Source organism: Pseudophaeobacter arcticus DSM 23566 (assembly GCF_000473205.1).
GTDB classification, from domain to species: Bacteria; Pseudomonadota; Alphaproteobacteria; order Rhodobacterales; family Rhodobacteraceae; genus Pseudophaeobacter; species Pseudophaeobacter arcticus.
The window spans coordinates 4,015,814-4,032,730 of sequence record NZ_KI421507.1; the positions used below are offsets into that span (position 1 = coordinate 4,015,814).

Genomic DNA, 16,917 nt, shown 5'->3' on the forward strand with positions numbered 1-16,917 from the left:
TTTCCGGGCGCTTGTTCCGGCGCAGGGGCGGGTCTGGATGGGGGCTGTGGCAGCGCGGCTTTGCGCTGGCGCTGACCCTGGCTGTGACCGGGACGGGCCTGCAGCGCTTTGATCAATGGGTGGCGCAGACGGTTCTGCCAGTGACGTTGGCGGAAACCTCAACCGAGGTTCTGGACCGCGACGGGGCGCTGTTGCGGGTCTATCCGGTTGGTGATGGCATCTGGCGCATGGCACCGCAGCTGGCGCAGGTGGATCCGGATTTCATCGCCATGCTGATCGCCTATGAGGATAAGCGGTTCCTGTCCCATATCGGGGTGGACCCCCTGGCGATGCTGCGGGCTATGGGGCAGGCGCTGTGGCACGGCAAGACCATTTCGGGCGGATCAACCCTGACCATGCAATTGGCGCGGCTGCTGGAGGATGGCACCACCGGGGCCTGGGCCGGCAAGCTGCGTCAGATCCGTCTGGCGCTGGCACTGGAGCGACGTCTCTCCAAGCAGCAGATCCTGGCGCTCTACCTCACCCATGCGCCCTATGGCGGCAATCTCGAAGGCATTCGCGCGGCGAGCTATGCCTGGTTTGGCAAGGCGCCCAACCGGCTGACGCCCTCGCAGGCGGCGCTGCTGATCGCCCTGCCGCAATCGCCCGAGCGCCGCCGACCAGACCGCGCCGCTGCGGCAGCGGCGGCAGCGCGGGATAGGGTCCTGGCGCGGCTGGCACAGGCGGGCCTGCTGACTGCGGCGCAGGTTGCGGTGGCGCAACAGGCGCCCCTGCCGCGCCGGATGCAGAGCTTTCCACGTCTGGCGCCGCATCTGTCGGATCGGCTCCTGGCGGCGCGTCCCGGGGTCTCGCGTCTGGCGGTGACGCTGGATGCACAGGTGCAGGCCAAGATGGAGGCGCTGGTGGCAGAGGCGGCCCGCAATGCGGGGGCGCGGGTTTCTGCGGCGCTGGTGGCGGTGGATCATCGCAGCGGCGAGATCCTGGCCTCGGTTGGCTCGCCCTCTTATGAGGACAGCGCGCGGCAGGGGTTTGTCGATATGACCCAGGCGCTGCGCTCGCCGGGCTCGACCCTGAAGCCGCTGGTCTATGGTCTGGGATTTGACTCCGGTCTGGTCCATCCCGAGAGCCTGATCCATGATGGTCCGGTGGATTTTGATGGCTATGCGCCGCAGAATTTTGACGGGCAGTTTCGCGGTGATCTGCGGGTGCGCGAGGCGCTGCAACTGTCGCTGAATATCCCGGTGGTCCGGCTGACGCGAGAGATCGGCCCGGCGCAGCTGCTGGCGGTGATGCGGCGCGGGGGGGCGGCGCCAGAGCTACCAGGCGGCAAGCCCGGATTGGCCATCAGCCTGGGCGGTATTGGCACCTCGCTACAGGATCTGGTGCAGCTCTATGCCGGTATTGCCGCTGGCGGCCAGGGGCTGCGCCTGCGTGCCCTGCAAAGCGCCAGCTCCGAGGATCTGCCCCGGATGGTCTCCGAGGTTGCCGCCTGGCAGCTGGGGGATATTCTGCGCGGGTTGCCGCCGCCGCCCGGCGCCCGGACCGGGGTGCTGGCCTATAAAACCGGAACCTCCTATGGCCACCGCGATGCCTGGGCGATTGGCTGGGATGGGCAGCATGTGATTGGCGTCTGGCTGGGACGGGCAGATGGCACCCCGGTGCCCGGCGCCTTTGGCGGTGATCTGGCCGCGCCAGTGCTGTTTGAAGCTTTTGGCCGCCTCAAGCCGGAAATCGCGCCGCCGCCGCCGCCGCCCGCAGCCACCTTGATCCTGGGGGCAGCAGAGCTGCCGCTGCCGCTGCGCCGGTTCCGGCCGCGGGATGCGGTTTTTGCCAAAAATGCCGCCGCGCCGCAGCTGTTGTTTCCCCCGGATGGGGCCGCCCTGGCACTGGAGGGCGCGCCGCTGGTGGTGAAGCTGCGCGGTGGCACCGCCCCCTTTGCCCTGTTGGCAGATGGCCGGGTTCTGGCCAAGGGGCAGCGCCACCGTGAGTTTGAAGTGCCAAACCCAGGGCCGGGCTTTGCCAATCTGGTGGTGCTGGATAGCGCCGGTCACAGCGTCAGTGTGGGCGTCGAAATCGACAGGTTGCTTCATTAGGGGCATCAGACCCATCCTTGCCCATTGCCCATTGCCCATTGCCCATTGCCCATTGCCCATTGCCCATTGCCCGTTGCCTTTGCTCTCTGGTGGCTTGTCGGGACAGGCCGCGCTGCCTGCTAACGCCGCCCCTCTCGCAGCCAGCCGGCAATGACCAAGCCCGCCGCCAGCAACAGGCCCAGCCAGGCCGGCAGCAACGTCGTTTGTGAGACCGAGCGGGTCTCATAGGCGGCGCGCGGCGTCAGCCCGATCCAGCCGCGCCCCGAGGCGGGACGACCGGGGCTGACCTCGCGCAGGCGTGGCAGCCCCTGTTCCAGGCGCAGCGCGCCACCGCGCAGCGGCGCCAGCACCGGCGCCAGAAGTTCCGCTGTGGCAATGGTCTGTTGGAATTCACGCGGCGCGGCGGGGCCAAGGCCAACAACCGTATCGACCGCACCTTCGCGCAACCGGTAAAGCCCCGGTTCAGCCCCGGTATAGCTGGTCTCCCAAAGCCCCGGCGCGCGTTGCTGCATCTCCAGGCTGGTCTCGCTGCCATCCGGAGCGGTCACGGTGAGCGCGCCTGCGGTGCCGCTCATCCGGCGGCGAAACACCTGCATGGTCTGTCCGGTGACCTCAGCCCAGAGCATTTCCTCTTCCAGCTCCGGCTCTTTCATCATCCAATGGGCCAGTCGGCGCAGCAGTTCCAGCTGCGGCCCGCCGCCCTGATACCCCCGGCTCCACAGCCAGGCATGGTCCGAGGCCAGCAGGGCCACCCGCCCGGCGGCGACCCGGTTCAGCACCAGCAGTGGCCGCGTTTCGACCCCCTCCATCAGCACATGGCCCTGTGGCGCGGCAACCTCGATCTGGCGCAGCCAGCTGCCCCACTGCGGCTCGCCCTCTTGCCCCTGCGGTTCCAGCCCTGCGGTGACGGGATGGCGATGGCCCAACTCGGTGACCTTGGGGCGATAGGCCTGCTCCAGCACCCGTGCGGTTGGGGCGGCGGGCAGCACCCGCGCCAGCGGCGAGCGATAGATCGAATCGGCACTGGCAAAATCCGGTCCCGCTGCGATCAGAACCGCGCCGCCCTGTTCCACATAGTTGGCCACGTTATCAAGATAGATCGCCGGCAGGATGCCGCGCCGTTTGTAGCGGTCAAAGATGATCAGATCAAAATCGTCGATCTTTTCCAGAAACAGCTCGCGGGTTGGAAAGGCGATCAGCGACAGCTCATCCACCGGTACCCCGTCCTGCTTTTCCGGGGGCCGCAGAATGGTGAAATGCACCAGATCAACCGAGCTGTCGGATTTCAGCAGATTGCGCCAGGTGCGCCCGCCGGCATGGGGCTCACCCGAGACCAAGAGCACCCGCAGCCGGTCCCGCACGCCGTTGATCTGCACCAGGGCGGCATTGTTGCGATCGGTGAGCTCGCCCGGGGTTTGCGGGGTGGCAAAGCGGATCACGTTGCGGCCGCCATGGGGCAGCGTCAGGGGTAGGTCGAAATCCACCCCAAGCGGCAGGTTAAAGCGCTGCGGGGGGCCGCCATCAATGGAGATCTCAAGCGGGGCCTGACGTTGATCCGGGGGCGGCGTGCCCTGATCTTCGATCCGCAGGGTGAGGGTGATGGGCTCGCCGATGATGGCAAAGGCCGGGGCATTGCGCAGGATCAGGCGCCGGTCCCAGTCCCCCTCTCGGCCGGTCATCAACAGATGCATCGGTGCGGGCAGATCAACGGGCTGTTCTGCATCATGCACCTGGCCGTCCGACAGGGCAATGATGCCGGCCACGCGCCCCTGGGGCTCATCCGCCAGCGCCACTGACAGCGCCTGCATCAGCGTGGTGCCGCCGTCACCGGGGCTATCCTCGACGGTGATCCAGCGGGTTTCGGTATTGGGGCGGGCGTTGAGTTGCCGTTGCAACCCGGCGCGGGCCTCGGCCATCTGGGCCTGCCGGTCCGACAGCTGCTGGCTGGCGCTATTGTCCACCGCCACCAGCACGATATCGCTGAGCGGCGCGCGGTCCTCGCTCTGGCTCAGCGGGCCAGTCAGGGCCCCCAGCAGGCAAAGCGCCGCCAGGCCGCGCAGTCCCCAGCCGGGCAAGCGCCGCCAAATGGCCAGCACAATGCTGGCCAGCACAAGCGCCGCCAGGCCGGTCAGCACGGGCCAGGGCAGGAGCGGGTCAAAGAGTATGGTCTGTGTCATCAAATCCGCCCCTATTGTCCCAGCCGTTCCAGCAGGGCCGGCACATGCACCTGATCGGATTTGTAATTCCCGGTAAGCACATGCATCACCAGATTGACGCCAAAGCGATAGGCCAGCTCGCGTTGGCGTTCGCCGGCAAAGCCGCGCCCAACCGGCAACATCGGCCTGCCATTTGTATCCACCGCCCAGGCCGCAGCCCAGTCATTGCCACCAATCACCACCGGCGTTACCCCGTCGTTCAGATCGCGAAAGGGAATGCCTTCCACCTGTTCGGCATCTGCCGGCGCGGCCTCAACCCAGAGCGTTCCGCGCGGGTGGCGGCCGGGGAAATCCTGCAACAGATAGAACGCGCGGGTCAGCACGTGATCGCTGGGCAGCGGCTCCAGCGGTGGAATATCCAGCGGCAGCGCCAGTTGCTGCAACCGCCGCGCTGCCGGACTGGCGCTGCCACTGGCAGGGCGCCCGGCGTCGCGGGTGTCAAACAGGATCATGCCGCCAGAGCCAAGATAGCTGTTGAGCCGCGCATAGGCCGCGCTTGAGGGCAGCGGCTGGCTGGCGGTGACGGGCCAGTAGAGCAGCGGATAAAGCGCCAGATCGTCGCGCTCCAGATCAATGCCGACGGGGGGCGATGGCTCGACAGAGGTGCGGAAGAACAGCGTGTCTGACAGGCCCTGCAGCCCGGCCAGGGCAATGCGGTCGGTCTTGGCTTCGCCGGTGAGCACATGGGCCAGGGTGAGCTCTCCGGCGCGGATGGCATGTTCGCCAGCCAGGTCATCCCGGAGACCGTCTGCCTGCGCTGCAGTGGGCCAGGCGCCGGTCATGCCCAGGCCTGCGCCTAGGACAAGCACCCCCATGGTCAGGCCCTGGCGCCGGGCCAGCAGGCCACTGATCAGCAATGTTGCCACCACATCGAGGCTCAGCAAGATCAGCGCCAGCCCAAGCAGCAGCCCGGCCAGCGCCTGCTCCTGATTGCTGTGGTATCCGGCCTGCACGACATCACTCGCCCAGGTGGCAGCGGTCAAAAGATCGCCATGGGCAAGGGCGTTGCGGGCCAGACTGCGGCTGTCGCTTTGGTACAGGCCGGGGCGCAGGGCAGGCCCGGCGGGCTGATCAATCAGGTCAGGACCGGCCACGCCCGGCAGGGTCGAGGCGTCGATGCTGCGGCCAAACCCATCCAGCACCGTGAGGGGACGCCATGTGGTGCCCTCCAGGCTCTGTGCCTCGGGTGGTTTTGCGGCGGAGGAGACCGCGAGCCGTTCCAGCATGCGCACAAACAGACCCGACAGGGGCAGGCTGCTCCATTCCGCATTGGCGGTGACGTGAAACAGCACCACCTGCCCCTGTCCCAGCGCCTTGCGGGTGACCAAGGGCGTGCCATCGTCCAGGGCGGCAATGACACGGGAGGCGAGGCTGGGATCGGGCTGCGCCACCACCTGTGACGAGACCGAGACCTCGGCCGGGATGGTGAGACCAAAGAAGGGTGAGCCCTCGGCAAAGGGCGCCAGGGTTTTGGGCTCTCCCCAGCTCATGGCGCCACCGATGCTGCGCCCGCCAATGCGCAGCCGTACCGGCATCAGCATCTCTTCGCTGTCGCGGGCGGTGTCGCTGGAGGCGAGGCGCGGCCCGGCAAAGCGCAACAGCAAGCCGCCGGCCTTGACCCATTCCGCCAGCGCATCCTGCAGATCCGGGGCGATCCGGGCCACATCGGCCAGCACGATCACATCCGGGTTGGCGGGCAAAATGTCGCCCAGGCTGCCCTCGATCAGCTCAGCCGTGGGTTTCAGCGCCTGGCGCAGGTAGTGCAGTGGCGACAACAGCGCCAGACCTTCGTCCGGGGCGCCGGATGAAATCAGCGCCACCTCGCGCCGCCGCAGGCTGTCATCACTCAGGGCGACCGCCCCGGCAGAGCGCTGGTCTGGCAGTTCGAAACGCTCAATTCTGGCCCGCAGCTCAGCGGGCAGCGCCAGGTGCAGGCTGGTATTTACAGCGCCGGCTTCAAACTGTGCGGTGACCTGGGCCAGGGTCCGATGGGTGCCCCCGGGATCGCGGCCACGGGCCAGCACCTCAACCGTGCGTGGGCCTAGAGCGGTGCCATCGGGGGTGCTGCGCAAAAGCGAAATCTCCAGCGCACCGTCTTTGGCAACAGGCGGCAACAGGCCCAGTACCGGCAGGCCAGAGGAGATCACCGTGACCGCACCATGGCTGGACAAAGCCTCGGTGAGATCCTGTTGACCCGCATAGACCAGACCATCGCTGAACCAGAGACTGTCAAAGCGCGCATTGCTTGCAGCCAGATGGGCCGCAGTGGCGCTGATCTGATCCGCAGAGGGCTGCCAGGGCTGGGGCAGAAGGCCGGGCAGTTGTTGTTGCCAGGTTGCGGCAGCCTGAAAGTGTAGCGCCTTGGGGGCGGTGAGCTGCAACAGCGCCACGGGACGGTTGGCGCGGCCGGCCTCCGCCAGGCGGGTACTGATCTGTTTGGTGGTTTCCTGCCAGTTTGTTGCCCCCGCCCAGGTGCCATCCAGCACCAGGACCAGCGGCCCGGATCCTGCGCTGTCACGGGTTGGGTTCAGCACCGGCCCGGCAAAGCCAAGGATCGCCGCTGCCACCGCCAAAAGCCGCAACAGCAAGAGCCACCAGGGGGTGCGGTCGGACTGGCTGTCCTGGTCCGACAGGCCCAGCAGCAGGGTCACGGCGGGAAAGATCTGTTTTCTTGGTGCCGGCGGCACCGCCCGCAGCAGGATCCACAGCAGCGGCAGCACCAGCAGCCCCAGCAAAAGCCAGGGTGCGGTAAAGCCAAGGCCACCAATCATCGTCATAGCTGACCCCGATCCATCGTGTGATAGAGCCACATCAGAGCCGAAAGCGCAGGCGTATCGCTGTGATGCTGGCCCAGATGCCAGCCGGCAGTGCGGCACAGGTGGTCCAGCGCGTCCCGCCGCTCAGCCAGACCGTCCAGATATTGCTGCCGCAGCGAAGCGGCCTTGAGCGTTTCATGGGAGAGCGCGCCGGTGACGCTTTCGAACCGGGTGCGGCCCACAAAGGGAAAGCGTTCCTCGGCCGGATCCAGCACCTGTAACAGCACCCCGTGTACGCCGCGATCTGCGGCTTTTGACAGGGCGCGCTCCAGCGGTTCAAAGGGACCAAGGAAATCGGAAATGAACAGGGCGCGGGCCTGGGGAGCCATGGCGCGATCCTCGGGCGGGGCATAGTCCTGGGCATCATCGGCGCTGAGCGCATCACACAGGCGCAGGATTTGCAGGTTGCCACGCCGTGGCGGCAGGCTGCCGCCGGTCAGGCCGACACGTTCACCGCCCCGCAGCATCAGGATCGACAGGGCCAGGCCAATCAGCCGGGCGCGTTCGATCTTGCTGGGCAGGGCAGGGGTTGAGGCAAAGCGCATCGAGGCGCCTTGATCAACCCAGAGATGCACTGTCTGGGCAATCTGCAATTCCCGCTCGCGCACAAATTGCTGATCCCCGCGGGCGGAGCGGCGGTGATCAATCATGCGACGGCTGTCGCCTTGTTGCAGCGGGCGGTATTGCCAGAAATCATCGCCCATTCCGGCGCGTCGCCGCCCGTGTTCGCCGCCCAGTACCGATCCGGCCAGTTGCTGCGCCTGCACCAAAAGCGGCGGCAGGGCGCTGGCGGCCCGTTCGGCACCAAGGCGCAGCTGTGCCGCCGCGGCTTGGGACTGTTGGGTCCTGGCCTGAGAGGGGGCCTGAGAGGGGGCCCGCTGGGCGGCCTGTGGGGCGGCGGGGTGGCTCATGCGGCGATTCCGTTCTGGGCCAGATCAGCGGCGGTCTGCGCGATGAGATCACTGAGACTGTCCCCCCGCGCCCGCGCCGCAAAGCTCAGCTGCATGCGGTGGCTCAGCACCGGCAGCGCCATGTCGAGCACGTCTTCGGCATTGGGAGCCAGGCGGCTGTGCAGCAGGGCGCGGGCGCGCACCGCCAGCATCAGGGCCTGTGCGGCACGTGGGCCAGGGCCCCAGGCGACGGTCTGCGCCACCCGGTCAGAGACACCGGGCTCTTCGGGGCGAAAGGCGCGCACCAGATCAAGGATCATCTCCACCACTGATTCGCCCACCGGCATGCGCCGCAGCAGCTCTTGTGCGGCGATCAGTTCTGGGGCGGAAAACACCTGATGGGCAGAGCCTTCCTCAATCCCGGTGGTGGTCAGCAGGATTTCGCGCTCGGTGTCGCGGGTGGGATAGGGCACGTCGATCTGAAACAGGAAGCGGTCCAGCTGCGCCTCGGGCAGGGGGTAGGTGCCCTCCTGTTCGATCGGGTTCTGGGTGGCCAGCACGTGAAAGGGCAGGCCCAGAGGCCGGTCAGCGCCTGCAACCGTCACTTGGCGCTCCTGCATCGCCTGCAGGAGCGCCGATTGGGTGCGCGGGCTGGCGCGGTTGATCTCATCCGCCATCAGCAGCTGGCAAAACACCGGTCCGGGCAGAAACCGAAAGGCGCGGCTGCCATCGGCGTTGGTATCCAGGACCTCAGAGCCGAGGATATCAGCGGGCATCAGATCCGGGGTGAACTGCACCCGCTTGCCATCCAGTCCCATGACGGTGGACAGGGTTTCAACCAGCCGGGTTTTACCCAGACCGGGCAGCCCCACCAGCAAGCCATGGCCGCCACAGAGCAGAGTGGCCAGGGTCAGGTCCACGACCCTCTCCTGTCCGATGAAACGGCGGGTGATCGATTCCCGTGCCAGTTGCAGCTTGGCTTCCAGAGCTTCAATCTGGATCAGCAGATCGTCGGGTTCGGACATGACATTCCTTTCGCGGCGGATATATGATCGTACTGTATCGCGGTTGAGGGAAATGGCAAAAGCAATGAGTGGACAAAAAACTGTGACACCATCGGCAGATGGCCTGGCGGCCTCGATCAAGGCAGCAGGCAAGGCCGGGGCCAGGTCCGGGGCCAAGGGCGGATTGCCGCCGGTGCATCTGTGGAACCCGCCCTTTTGTGGTGATCTGGACATGCGGATCGCCCGCGATGGCACCTGGTTCTATCTGGGCACGCCCATTGGCCGCTTTGAACTGGTTAAATTGTTTTCTTCGATCCTGAAGCGCGAAGAGGGCAAATATTTTCTGGTGACCCCGGTTGAGAAGGTTGGCATCACGGTGGATGATGCCCCCTTTGTGGCGGTGGATTTTGAGGCGCGCGGCGAAGGCGACGCGCAGGAACTGCACTTTACCACCCATGTCGGCGATCAGATGCAGGCAGGGCCGGAGCATCCGATTCGGGTCGAGCGGGACCCGCAGACGGGTGAGCCCGCGCCCTATGTGCTGGTGCGAAGCGATCTTGAAGCCCTGATTGACCGCAAGAGTTTTTACCGGCTGGTGGAGCTGGGTTGCCATCATGAGGGCTGGTTTGGTCTGTGGTCGGGGGGACGCTTTTTCCCGATCATACCTTCCGAGGAATTGCCCTGAGGGGCCGAGGGCGTGCAGGGGGTAAACAGGTTAGAAAAAATGCGGTGTTTTCTCTGCTTGGCTGCAGGGGGGCGATAGGGCTAGACCACTGGCGACGACAGACAGGAGGTCTCGAACATGCCAAAATTTTCGGCAAATATTTCAATGCTCTTTGCTGAGCTGCCCTATCTGGATCGTTTTGCGGCGGCGGCCAATGCGGGGTTCACAGCGGTGGAGATCCTGTCGCCCTATGAGCTTGCTGCGAAAGAGACCCAGCGGGCCTTGCTGGCCAATGGGCTGGAGCTGTTGCTGATCAATGCGCCACCCCCAAATTACACCGGAGGTGTGCCGGGTTATGCAGCGCATCCCGGTGGTGCCGATCGGTTCCAGCGCGATATCCGCCGGGTGCTGCGCTATGGCAAGATGCTGAATGTGGGGCTGATCCATATCCTGGCGGGCTATGCCAAGGGCGACGAGGCGCGCGATACGTTTATCAACAATCTGCGCTGGGCAGCGGATTTTGCGCCCCAGCAGCGCTTTACCATTGAACCGCTGAATGCCGGCGATCAGCCGGGGTATTTTCTGGATGATTATAATCTGGCCGCTGAGATTCTGGAGGCAGTGAACCGTCCCAATATCGGGCTGCAATATGATGCGTATCACGCGCAGATGATTCACGGCGATGCTGCCCGGGTCTGGGAGAGTTTTGGCAAACAGGCGGTGCATGTGCAAATTGGTGCGGCGCCGAGCCGCTGTGAGCCGGGAACTGGCCCGGTGGATTTTGACACATTGTTTGGCGCCATTGACGCGAGTGGTTATGGCGGCTGGGTGAGTGCAGAATATACCCCATCGACCTTGCGGACCGAGGACAGCCTGAGCTGGATGCAGCAATAGCTCCGGGGATTGGATATTTACATTCCAAATAAGGAATGTAAATTGCCCGTCACCCCACCTTTGTACAAGGAGAGCTGTTATGATTCCTGCCCGTTTTGCCCCCGCACTTGTTGGATTGATCTTATCGGGGTTGATGTCCTGTATCGTCACGCTGGTGGCCTCTGTCAAAACGCTGGGCCTCAGCGATCAGGTGATTTCGGCCTGGCTACAGGCCTGGTTCTTTGGCTGGCCAATTGCCTTTTGTGTGGTGCTGGTTGCAGGGCCGATGGTGCGCGGGCTGGTCGTGAAATGGGTAAAACCTTCGCCTCTGGAGTAAGATTGCCTTTGCAGGGCCGTGCTTTGATCGGCAGGCCTGGTTTGGGGCCGGTGGTGCTCCCGCCAATTCCGCGACATCCTTTGGATGTCCCTCTATTGTTGGGGGTGGCGCCGCGCTGACGCGCGGCGCAGAAAAGCCTGCTGAGATGCGCTTCAGGGGCAGGTGTGCCCTGAAGCGCCTGTTTAAGGATGTGGTATTCCGAGTCGCCTCAAGGGCAAGCCGCGCGGGGCGCGGCGGCTTTGCCGCCCTTGACCCGAATCGGAACAAATAGGTGGGTGCCTTGGCGGCTGGGTGCCCGGCGCGCCGCGCGTCAGCGCGGCGCCACCCCCAACGGGGGAGGATCAATCTTGATTGTTCCGAGACGGGCGGGAGCCCCCCTTTGCTGGCAAGCCTTTATGCTTGCCGGGCTTAATGCGCTTCGGCCCAGTTGCTGCCCTGGCCTGCGTCAACGCTGAGTTTGACGTCCAGATGCACGGCAGGGTCGGCGGCAGTCTCCATGACCTGGCGGGCCGTTGCGATGGTTTCCTCAACTGCGGCCTGGGGGACTTCGAACAGCAGTTCATCGTGGACCTGCAACAGCATCCGGGCGGGTAGATGGGCGATGGCTTGGGGCATGCGGACCATGGCGCGGCGGATCACATCGGCGGCGGTGCCCTGGATGGGGGCGTTTATGGCGGCGCGTTTGGCAAAACCGGCGCGCGGCCCCTTGGCGGCGATTTCCGGCGTATGGATCTTGCGGCCAAACAGCGTCTGCACGTAGCCGTGCTCTTTGGCAAATTCCACCGTCTGATCCATATAGGCGCGGATGCCGGGGAACCGTTCGAAATACCGGTCGATAAAGCCCTGGGCCTCGGCGCGTGGGATACGCAGATTGCGGGCCAGGCCAAAGCCGGAGATGCCATAGATGACGCCAAAGTTGATCGCCTTTGCCTGGCGGCGAATCTCCGGCGTCATCTCTGCCATTGGTACGTTGAACATCTCAGAGGCGGTCATCGCGTGAATGTCGTGACCTTCGGCAAAGGCGGCTTTCAGCGCGTCAATCCCGGCCACATGCGCCAGAATGCGCAGCTCGATCTGGCTGTAGTCCAGTGACAACAGCACGTTGCCTTCATCCGCCACAAAGGCTTCGCGGATGCGGCGGCCTTCCTCGGAGCGCACGGGAATGTTTTGCAGGTTGGGATCTGATGAGGCCATGCGGCCCGTGTTGGCCCCGGTCTGGATATAGGAGGTATGCACCCGGCCAGTATCCGGGTTGATATGGTCCTGCAGCGCGTCCGTGTAGGTGGATTTCAGCTTGCTCAGCTGGCGCCAGTCCAGCACCAGACCCGGCAGTTTATGTTCGGTGGCCAGATCCTCGAGGATATCGGCGCCGGTGGCATAGGCGCCGGTTTTGCCCTTTTTGCCGCCGGGCAGTTCCAGCTTGTCAAACAGGATCTCGCCCAGCTGTTTGGGGGAGCCGACGTTGAAAGGCTGGCCCGCCAGGGCGTGGATCTCATCCTCCAGCCCGGCCATTTTCTGGGCAAAGGCATTGGACATGCGGCTCAGCGTGTCGCGGTCTACCTTGATGCCGTTGCGCTCCATCTCGGCCAGCACCGGCACCAGCGGCCGTTCCAGGGTTTCATAGACGGTGGTCACCTGTCGCTGATGCAGTTCGGGTTTGAAATGCTGCCACAGGCGCAGGGTGATATCGGCGTCTTCGGCGGCATAGGGCACTGCATCGGCCATGGGCACCCGGTCAAAGGTTATGGCGGATTTACCGGTGCCCAGCAGCGGTTTGATCGGGATCGGTTTGTGATCGAGATAACGCTCTGACAGGATATCCATACCGTGGTTATGCTCGCCTGCGTGCAGCGCATAGGACATCAGCATGGTGTCATCAATCGGGGCCACATCAATGCCATAGCGGTGCAGGATCTTGGCGTCATATTTCATGTTCTGGCCGATCTTGAGCACCGCCGGATCCTCCAGCATCGGCTTCAGCATCGCCAGCGCCTGCTCCAGCGGCATCTGCCCCTCGGCGAGGCCTTCACCGCCAAAGAGATCATCGCCGCCCTGTTTATGGGCCAGCGGAATATAACAGGCCTCGCCGGGATCAACACAGAGCGACACCCCCACCAGATCTACCACCATGGCATCCAGCCCGGTGGTTTCGGTATCCACCGCCACATAGCCGCGCTCATAGATCCGGTCGATCCAGCGCTGCAGCCCAGCCGCGTCGCCAAGGCATTCATATTTTTCAGCGTCAAAAGGCACGGCTGCGGCGACTTCGGTCGCGGCAGTGGCGCCCGCAGCACTGGCTTCGGGGAGGGCGGGGGCGTCAATCCCCATCTGTTCCGCCATGCGTTTGGCCAGGGTGCGGAATTCCATCAGTCCCAGGAATTCCATCAACACCTCGGTATCGGGCTCCAGCACCTCTAGGTCTTCGAGGGAGAAATCCAGCTCCATGGTGCAATCCAGCTCCACCAGCTGTTTGGACATCTCGATCTGCGCGCGGTTATCGATCAGGGTCTGGCGACGCTTGGGCTGTTTGATCTCTTCGGCCCGGTCCAGCAATTCTTCGAGCGAGCCATATTCGTTGATCAGCAGCGCCGCGGTCTTGATACCGATGCCGGGGGCGCCGGGCACATTGTCGACGCTATCGCCGGCCAGCGCCTGCACATCCACCACCCGGTCGGGGCCAACGCCAAATTTCTCTACCACGCCATCGCTGTCGATGCGTTTGTTCTTCATGGCGTCCAGCATTTCAACGCCGCCGCCCACCAGCTGCATCAGATCCTTGTCTGATGAAATGATGGTGCAGCGCCCACCGGCATCGCGGGCCTGATGGGCAAGGGTGGCGATGATATCGTCGGCCTCAAAGCCTTCGACCTCTTTGCAGGCGATATTGAAGGCGCGGGTGGCATCGCGGGTCAGCGGGAACTGGGGGCGCAGATCCTCGGGCGCGGGCGGGCGGTTGGCCTTGTAGAGATCATACATGTCATTGCGGAAGCTTTTGCCGGAATGATCAAAGATCACCGCCACATGGGTGGGTGCATCCGGGCCGGTGTTGGCCTCGACATAGCGGTGCAGCATGTTGCAAAAACCGGCAACGGCGCCGATGGGCAGCCCATCCGATTTGCGCGTCAGCGGTGGCAGCGCGTGATAGGCCCGAAAGATAAAGGCAGAGCCATCAATCAAATGCAGATGGCATCCTTTGCCGAATTTGGCCTGGCCAAGTGTACTTTCGCTCATGGGCTGATGCTCCGGCTGTTGCGCGTTTGTCCCGTTATCGGTGATCGCGCGGCAGAGGGCAATTGCCCATTCCGACAGGATTTGCGGTAGGCGGTGCGATTGGCGCAAAACAGAGCAGCAGCCCGTGGCTGTTGCTCAGGTCACAGAGCCGTTATTGGGTTTCACAGCAGTAGATTTTCCCGATTGATCTCGAATAAAGCTATCAACAACAACGGAATATTCTTTGAAAGGATTTATAAAGTGAAAGCCCTGATTTTGGCTTTGTCCACCCTGTCGTCCCTGGTTTTTAGTACATCGCTGGCCCATGCCGATTATTTTGAGCACGGCGATTGGGCGACGGTCAAAATAGGCCAGGTCTGCTATGTCTACTCGCTGAGATCAGCCAAGGATACCTCTGGCACCTTGATCTTTGGCTTCCTGGAAAAGGGCTACAACGCCAGTTTTGAGTACCGCTATGCCCCCTATCCAGGTGAGACAGGTGCGCCCTGGGACGAGGATGATCTTGTCGCCCTGTCCGTCGATGGTGAGGAGTCCTGGCTTGGGGAAGAAATGATGTCCGGCTGGGATTCGCAGGGCTATTTTGCAAGCCTGACGGGGGGCTTTGTCTCCGAGATGATCGGGATGGTTCGGGCGGCGACGGACACTGTCGAAGTGGCCTTTGATCGTGAAAAACTGGGGGAACGTTGGGTCTATGGGCTGTTTTCGGCCACCGGGTTTTCCGCCACCGTAGTCAAGGCCGGTGAGTGGTGTCAGTTCGATCCTGCGAATTTGCCCTCTTCGTGACTTCCAGGCTCAGCCTGGCCCGGCAAACAGCCAATGGGACAGGCTGACGGAATAGGGCAAGGGGGTCCAGAGACCAAAACGGCGACCAGAAGCCCGGATCATGCGTGAGACCCAGGTATTGCAGGTGCGCAAGAGGTGAAACCGCCCCTTGGCGGCATAAAAGCGATCCCCCGGGGTGAACCCAGGGAGATTGAGGCCCTGCACCGGGCCGTCCTCTGGCCGGTCGAAACTATCGGCAATAGCGGCTAGGAAGGCTGCATATTCCGCCTCGTCAAAGTTGAAGCTGCGCAGGTCAGGCAAAGTGTTCAGCGGCCCCAGCACCTCTGCGCGCAACACTGAGCGGTCACCAATCGCGGCGTTCAGCAGGGTTGCCGCGGTCAGCTCCTGATAGTCTGTCGTGGTGTAAAAACCACGGGCGCCCCAGCCAATTACCAGCCAGTGTGCATTTGGATGGTCCACCGGCAATCCGCTGGCCTCCAGAAACTGAAACTGCGCCCGTGTGGCGGCATCCAGCGGCAGTAGAAAATCATAGTGAATTGGCCCGGCAACCAGTCGCACCTGATGGCTGGGTGCCATTTCTGCTGTCTTGGCTGGTCCAGAGGGAATCGCGGCGCCGACAACGGCTGCGAAGCAATAGGCGCAGACCAACCCAATTGGCAAAAGCAGGGCTCTTGCCAGCCAGGAGATCACGCGGCTGTGGCTGCGTGGTCCTTATGGATGTATTTGCAGTCGCAATAGGGACATTCGACAAAGCCGTCGCCTTCGGGGATCTGCAGATAAACCCGGGGATGCCCCAGCGCGCCTTCGCCGCCATCGCAGGCAACGCGGTAGGTTTCAACGATCTTGGTTTCGGGCGCTTCAATAGTCATCGCTGGCGGTCCTTTTGAATTTCGGCTAGGCGCATGGTGAAACCATGTATGTCTGATGCAAAAACCGGGGGCAAGAGCTGCCATGAGAGATGACGCAATCCATATCGAAAGCTTGCGCAAAACCTACAAAGGCGCCAAAGGCCAACCCGAAAAGCAGGCACTCAAGGGCATTGACCTGACCATTCCGCGGGGATCGGTCTTTGGGCTGTTGGGGCCAAATGGCGCCGGGAAATCCACCATGATCAATATTATGGCCGGATTGGTGCGCAAGACTTCGGGCCGGGTGACGATCTGGGGCTTTGATCAGGATACCAACCCGCGCCAAAGCCGCGCCGCCATTGGGGTGATGCCGCAGGAGCTCAACCTTGATCCCTTTTTTACCCCGCGCGGCGCACTGGAGGTGCAGGCCGGTCTCTACGGGGTGCCAAAACAGCAGCGCCGCAGCGATGAGATTCTGGAGATGGTGGGGCTGACAGACAAGGCCCATGCCTATGCCCGTACCCTGTCGGGCGGCATGCGGCGGCGGCTCTTGCTGGGCAAGGCGCTGGTGCATCACCCGCATATCCTGGTGCTGGATGAACCCACCGCAGGGGTGGATATCGGGCTGCGGCAGATGCTGTGGGAAAACATTCGCAAGCTGAACCAGCAGGGCATGACCATTATCCTGACCACCCATTACCTGGAAGAAGCCGAAGAGATGTGCGACGAGATTGCCATCATCGACCAGGGGGAAGTGGTGGCGCGCGACAGCACCGCCAATCTGCTGGGGCGGCTGGATGCCAAATCCATGGTGGTGCATGCTGCCAGCCCGGTTGAGACCCTGCCGCAGGGTGACGGGATCAGTGCTGAGCTGCGCGACGACGGTGCGGTGCTGCTGCGCTATCACGGCAATGAAACCAGCGCCGAAGAGGTGCTGGCAGCGGTGCATGCCGCTGGAATTTCCATCCGCGACGTCAAAACCGGCGAAGCGGATCTGGAAGATGTGTTCCTGGCCTTGACGAAATCTGCTTGAGAGAGACCGGCCGGCTCCAGCCCTTTGACGACGTTTGCCATGGGGCGCAGCGATGGGCTTGCTGCAGGCGGCAGTGAGCCCGAACTTGCCGGTGCTGCAACCTGCGCAGACGGCTGCTAATTTCGGGTA

The 16,917-nt window shown here is 63.6% G+C and carries 13 protein-coding genes; 6 read left to right on the forward strand and 7 right to left on the reverse strand.

Annotated elements, in window-relative coordinates:
• Nucleotides 1–65: 65 nt before the first annotated feature.
• Complete coding sequence (pbpC, locus tag ARCT_RS0123865; RefSeq protein ID WP_036786212.1) at nt 66–2,093, forward strand: penicillin-binding protein 1C; 2,028 nt, start codon at nt 66–68, stop codon at nt 2,091–2,093.
• Nucleotides 2,094–2,212: 119 nt separating this feature from the next.
• On the opposite strand, the gene ARCT_RS0123870 is transcribed toward pbpC, so the two are convergent.
• The 4 genes from ARCT_RS0123870 to ARCT_RS0123885 are packed head-to-tail and all read right to left on the reverse strand — an operon-like array spanning nt 2,213 to nt 9,040.
• Nucleotides 2,213–4,270: a membrane protein gene (locus ARCT_RS0123870; protein ID WP_027242353.1), complete on the reverse strand. Its 2,058-nt coding sequence runs from the start codon at nt 4,268–4,270 to the stop codon at nt 2,213–2,215.
• A gap of 11 nt (nt 4,271–4,281) precedes the next feature.
• Nucleotides 4,282–7,086, reverse strand: coding sequence for a DUF4159 domain-containing protein (locus ARCT_RS0123875; RefSeq protein ID WP_027242354.1), 2,805 nt, complete (start codon nt 7,084–7,086; stop codon nt 4,282–4,284).
• Nucleotides 7,083–8,036: a DUF58 domain-containing protein gene (locus ARCT_RS26785; RefSeq protein ID WP_240476370.1), complete on the reverse strand. Its 954-nt coding sequence runs from the start codon at nt 8,034–8,036 to the stop codon at nt 7,083–7,085. Before ARCT_RS26785 ends, ARCT_RS0123875 begins: the two co-directional genes overlap by 4 nt.
• Nucleotides 8,033–9,040 carry an AAA family ATPase gene (locus ARCT_RS0123885; protein ID WP_027242355.1) on the reverse strand — a complete coding sequence of 336 codons (1,008 nt, stop codon included), beginning with the start codon at nt 9,038–9,040 and terminating at the stop codon, nt 8,033–8,035. Before ARCT_RS0123885 ends, ARCT_RS26785 begins: the two co-directional genes overlap by 4 nt.
• 64 nt (nt 9,041–9,104) lie before the next feature.
• On the opposite strand from ARCT_RS0123885, the gene ARCT_RS0123890 reads away from it, so the two are divergent.
• From ARCT_RS0123890 to ARCT_RS0123900, 3 genes are all read left to right on the forward strand, one after another.
• Nucleotides 9,105–9,704: a DUF1285 domain-containing protein gene (locus tag ARCT_RS0123890; protein ID WP_027242356.1), complete on the forward strand. Its 600-nt coding sequence runs from the start codon at nt 9,105–9,107 to the stop codon at nt 9,702–9,704.
• A 117-nt stretch (nt 9,705–9,821) separates the two neighbouring features.
• Nucleotides 9,822–10,577, forward strand: a complete 756-nt coding sequence (locus ARCT_RS0123895; protein ID WP_027242357.1) for a hydroxypyruvate isomerase family protein — start codon at nt 9,822–9,824, stop codon at nt 10,575–10,577.
• A gap of 79 nt (nt 10,578–10,656) precedes the next feature.
• Nucleotides 10,657–10,893: a DUF2798 domain-containing protein gene (locus tag ARCT_RS0123900; RefSeq protein ID WP_027242358.1), complete on the forward strand. Its 237-nt coding sequence runs from the start codon at nt 10,657–10,659 to the stop codon at nt 10,891–10,893.
• A 408-nt stretch (nt 10,894–11,301) separates the two neighbouring features.
• Here the strand turns inward: ARCT_RS0123900 and polA are convergent, their stop codons facing one another.
• On the reverse strand, nt 11,302–14,124 hold the full coding sequence (polA, locus tag ARCT_RS26790) for a DNA polymerase I (RefSeq protein ID WP_036785391.1): 2,823 nt from the start codon (nt 14,122–14,124) through the stop codon (nt 11,302–11,304).
• A gap of 240 nt (nt 14,125–14,364) precedes the next feature.
• Between polA and ARCT_RS0123915 the strand changes: the two genes are divergently transcribed.
• Entirely contained in the window at nt 14,365–14,907 is a 543-nt protein-coding gene (locus ARCT_RS0123915; protein WP_051360982.1) for a hypothetical protein, read from the forward strand.
• A 9-nt stretch (nt 14,908–14,916) separates the two neighbouring features.
• Here the strand turns inward: ARCT_RS0123915 and ARCT_RS0123920 are convergent, their stop codons facing one another.
• Together ARCT_RS0123920 and ARCT_RS0123925 are read right to left on the reverse strand one after the other, a co-directional pair.
• Nucleotides 14,917–15,597 (reverse strand): TIGR02117 family protein, encoded by a 681-nt coding sequence (locus tag ARCT_RS0123920; protein ID WP_051360984.1) that lies wholly within the window; start codon nt 15,595–15,597, stop codon nt 14,917–14,919.
• Complete coding sequence (locus tag ARCT_RS0123925; protein ID WP_027242361.1) at nt 15,594–15,776, reverse strand: zinc-finger domain-containing protein; 183 nt, start codon at nt 15,774–15,776, stop codon at nt 15,594–15,596. Before ARCT_RS0123925 ends, ARCT_RS0123920 begins: the two co-directional genes overlap by 4 nt.
• Before the next feature lie 82 nt (nt 15,777–15,858).
• On the opposite strand from ARCT_RS0123925, the gene ARCT_RS0123930 reads away from it, so the two are divergent.
• Nucleotides 15,859–16,788 (forward strand): ABC transporter ATP-binding protein, encoded by a 930-nt coding sequence (locus ARCT_RS0123930; RefSeq protein WP_027242362.1) that lies wholly within the window; start codon nt 15,859–15,861, stop codon nt 16,786–16,788.
• Nucleotides 16,789–16,917: the final 129 nt, after the last annotated feature.

Coding starts and splice junctions, on each gene's coding strand:
- ARCT_RS0123890 (WP_027242356.1), top strand. CDS start 9,105: ATGAGTGGACAAAAAACTGTGACACCATCGGCAGATGGCCTGGCGGCC.
- ARCT_RS0123885 (WP_027242355.1), bottom strand. CDS start 9,040: ATGTCCGAACCCGACGATCTGCTGATCCAGATTGAAGCTCTGGAAGCC.
- ARCT_RS0123870 (WP_027242353.1), bottom strand. CDS start 4,270: ATGACACAGACCATACTCTTTGACCCGCTCCTGCCCTGGCCCGTGCTG.
- ARCT_RS26785 (WP_240476370.1), bottom strand. CDS start 8,036: ATGAGCCACCCCGCCGCCCCACAGGCCGCCCAGCGGGCCCCCTCTCAG.
- polA (WP_036785391.1), bottom strand. CDS start 14,124: ATGAGCGAAAGTACACTTGGCCAGGCCAAATTCGGCAAAGGATGCCAT.
- ARCT_RS0123895 (WP_027242357.1), top strand. CDS start 9,822: ATGCCAAAATTTTCGGCAAATATTTCAATGCTCTTTGCTGAGCTGCCC.
- ARCT_RS0123930 (WP_027242362.1), top strand. CDS start 15,859: ATGAGAGATGACGCAATCCATATCGAAAGCTTGCGCAAAACCTACAAA.
- ARCT_RS0123900 (WP_027242358.1), top strand. CDS start 10,657: ATGATTCCTGCCCGTTTTGCCCCCGCACTTGTTGGATTGATCTTATCG.
- ARCT_RS0123925 (WP_027242361.1), bottom strand. CDS start 15,776: ATGACTATTGAAGCGCCCGAAACCAAGATCGTTGAAACCTACCGCGTT.
- ARCT_RS0123875 (WP_027242354.1), bottom strand. CDS start 7,086: ATGACGATGATTGGTGGCCTTGGCTTTACCGCACCCTGGCTTTTGCTG.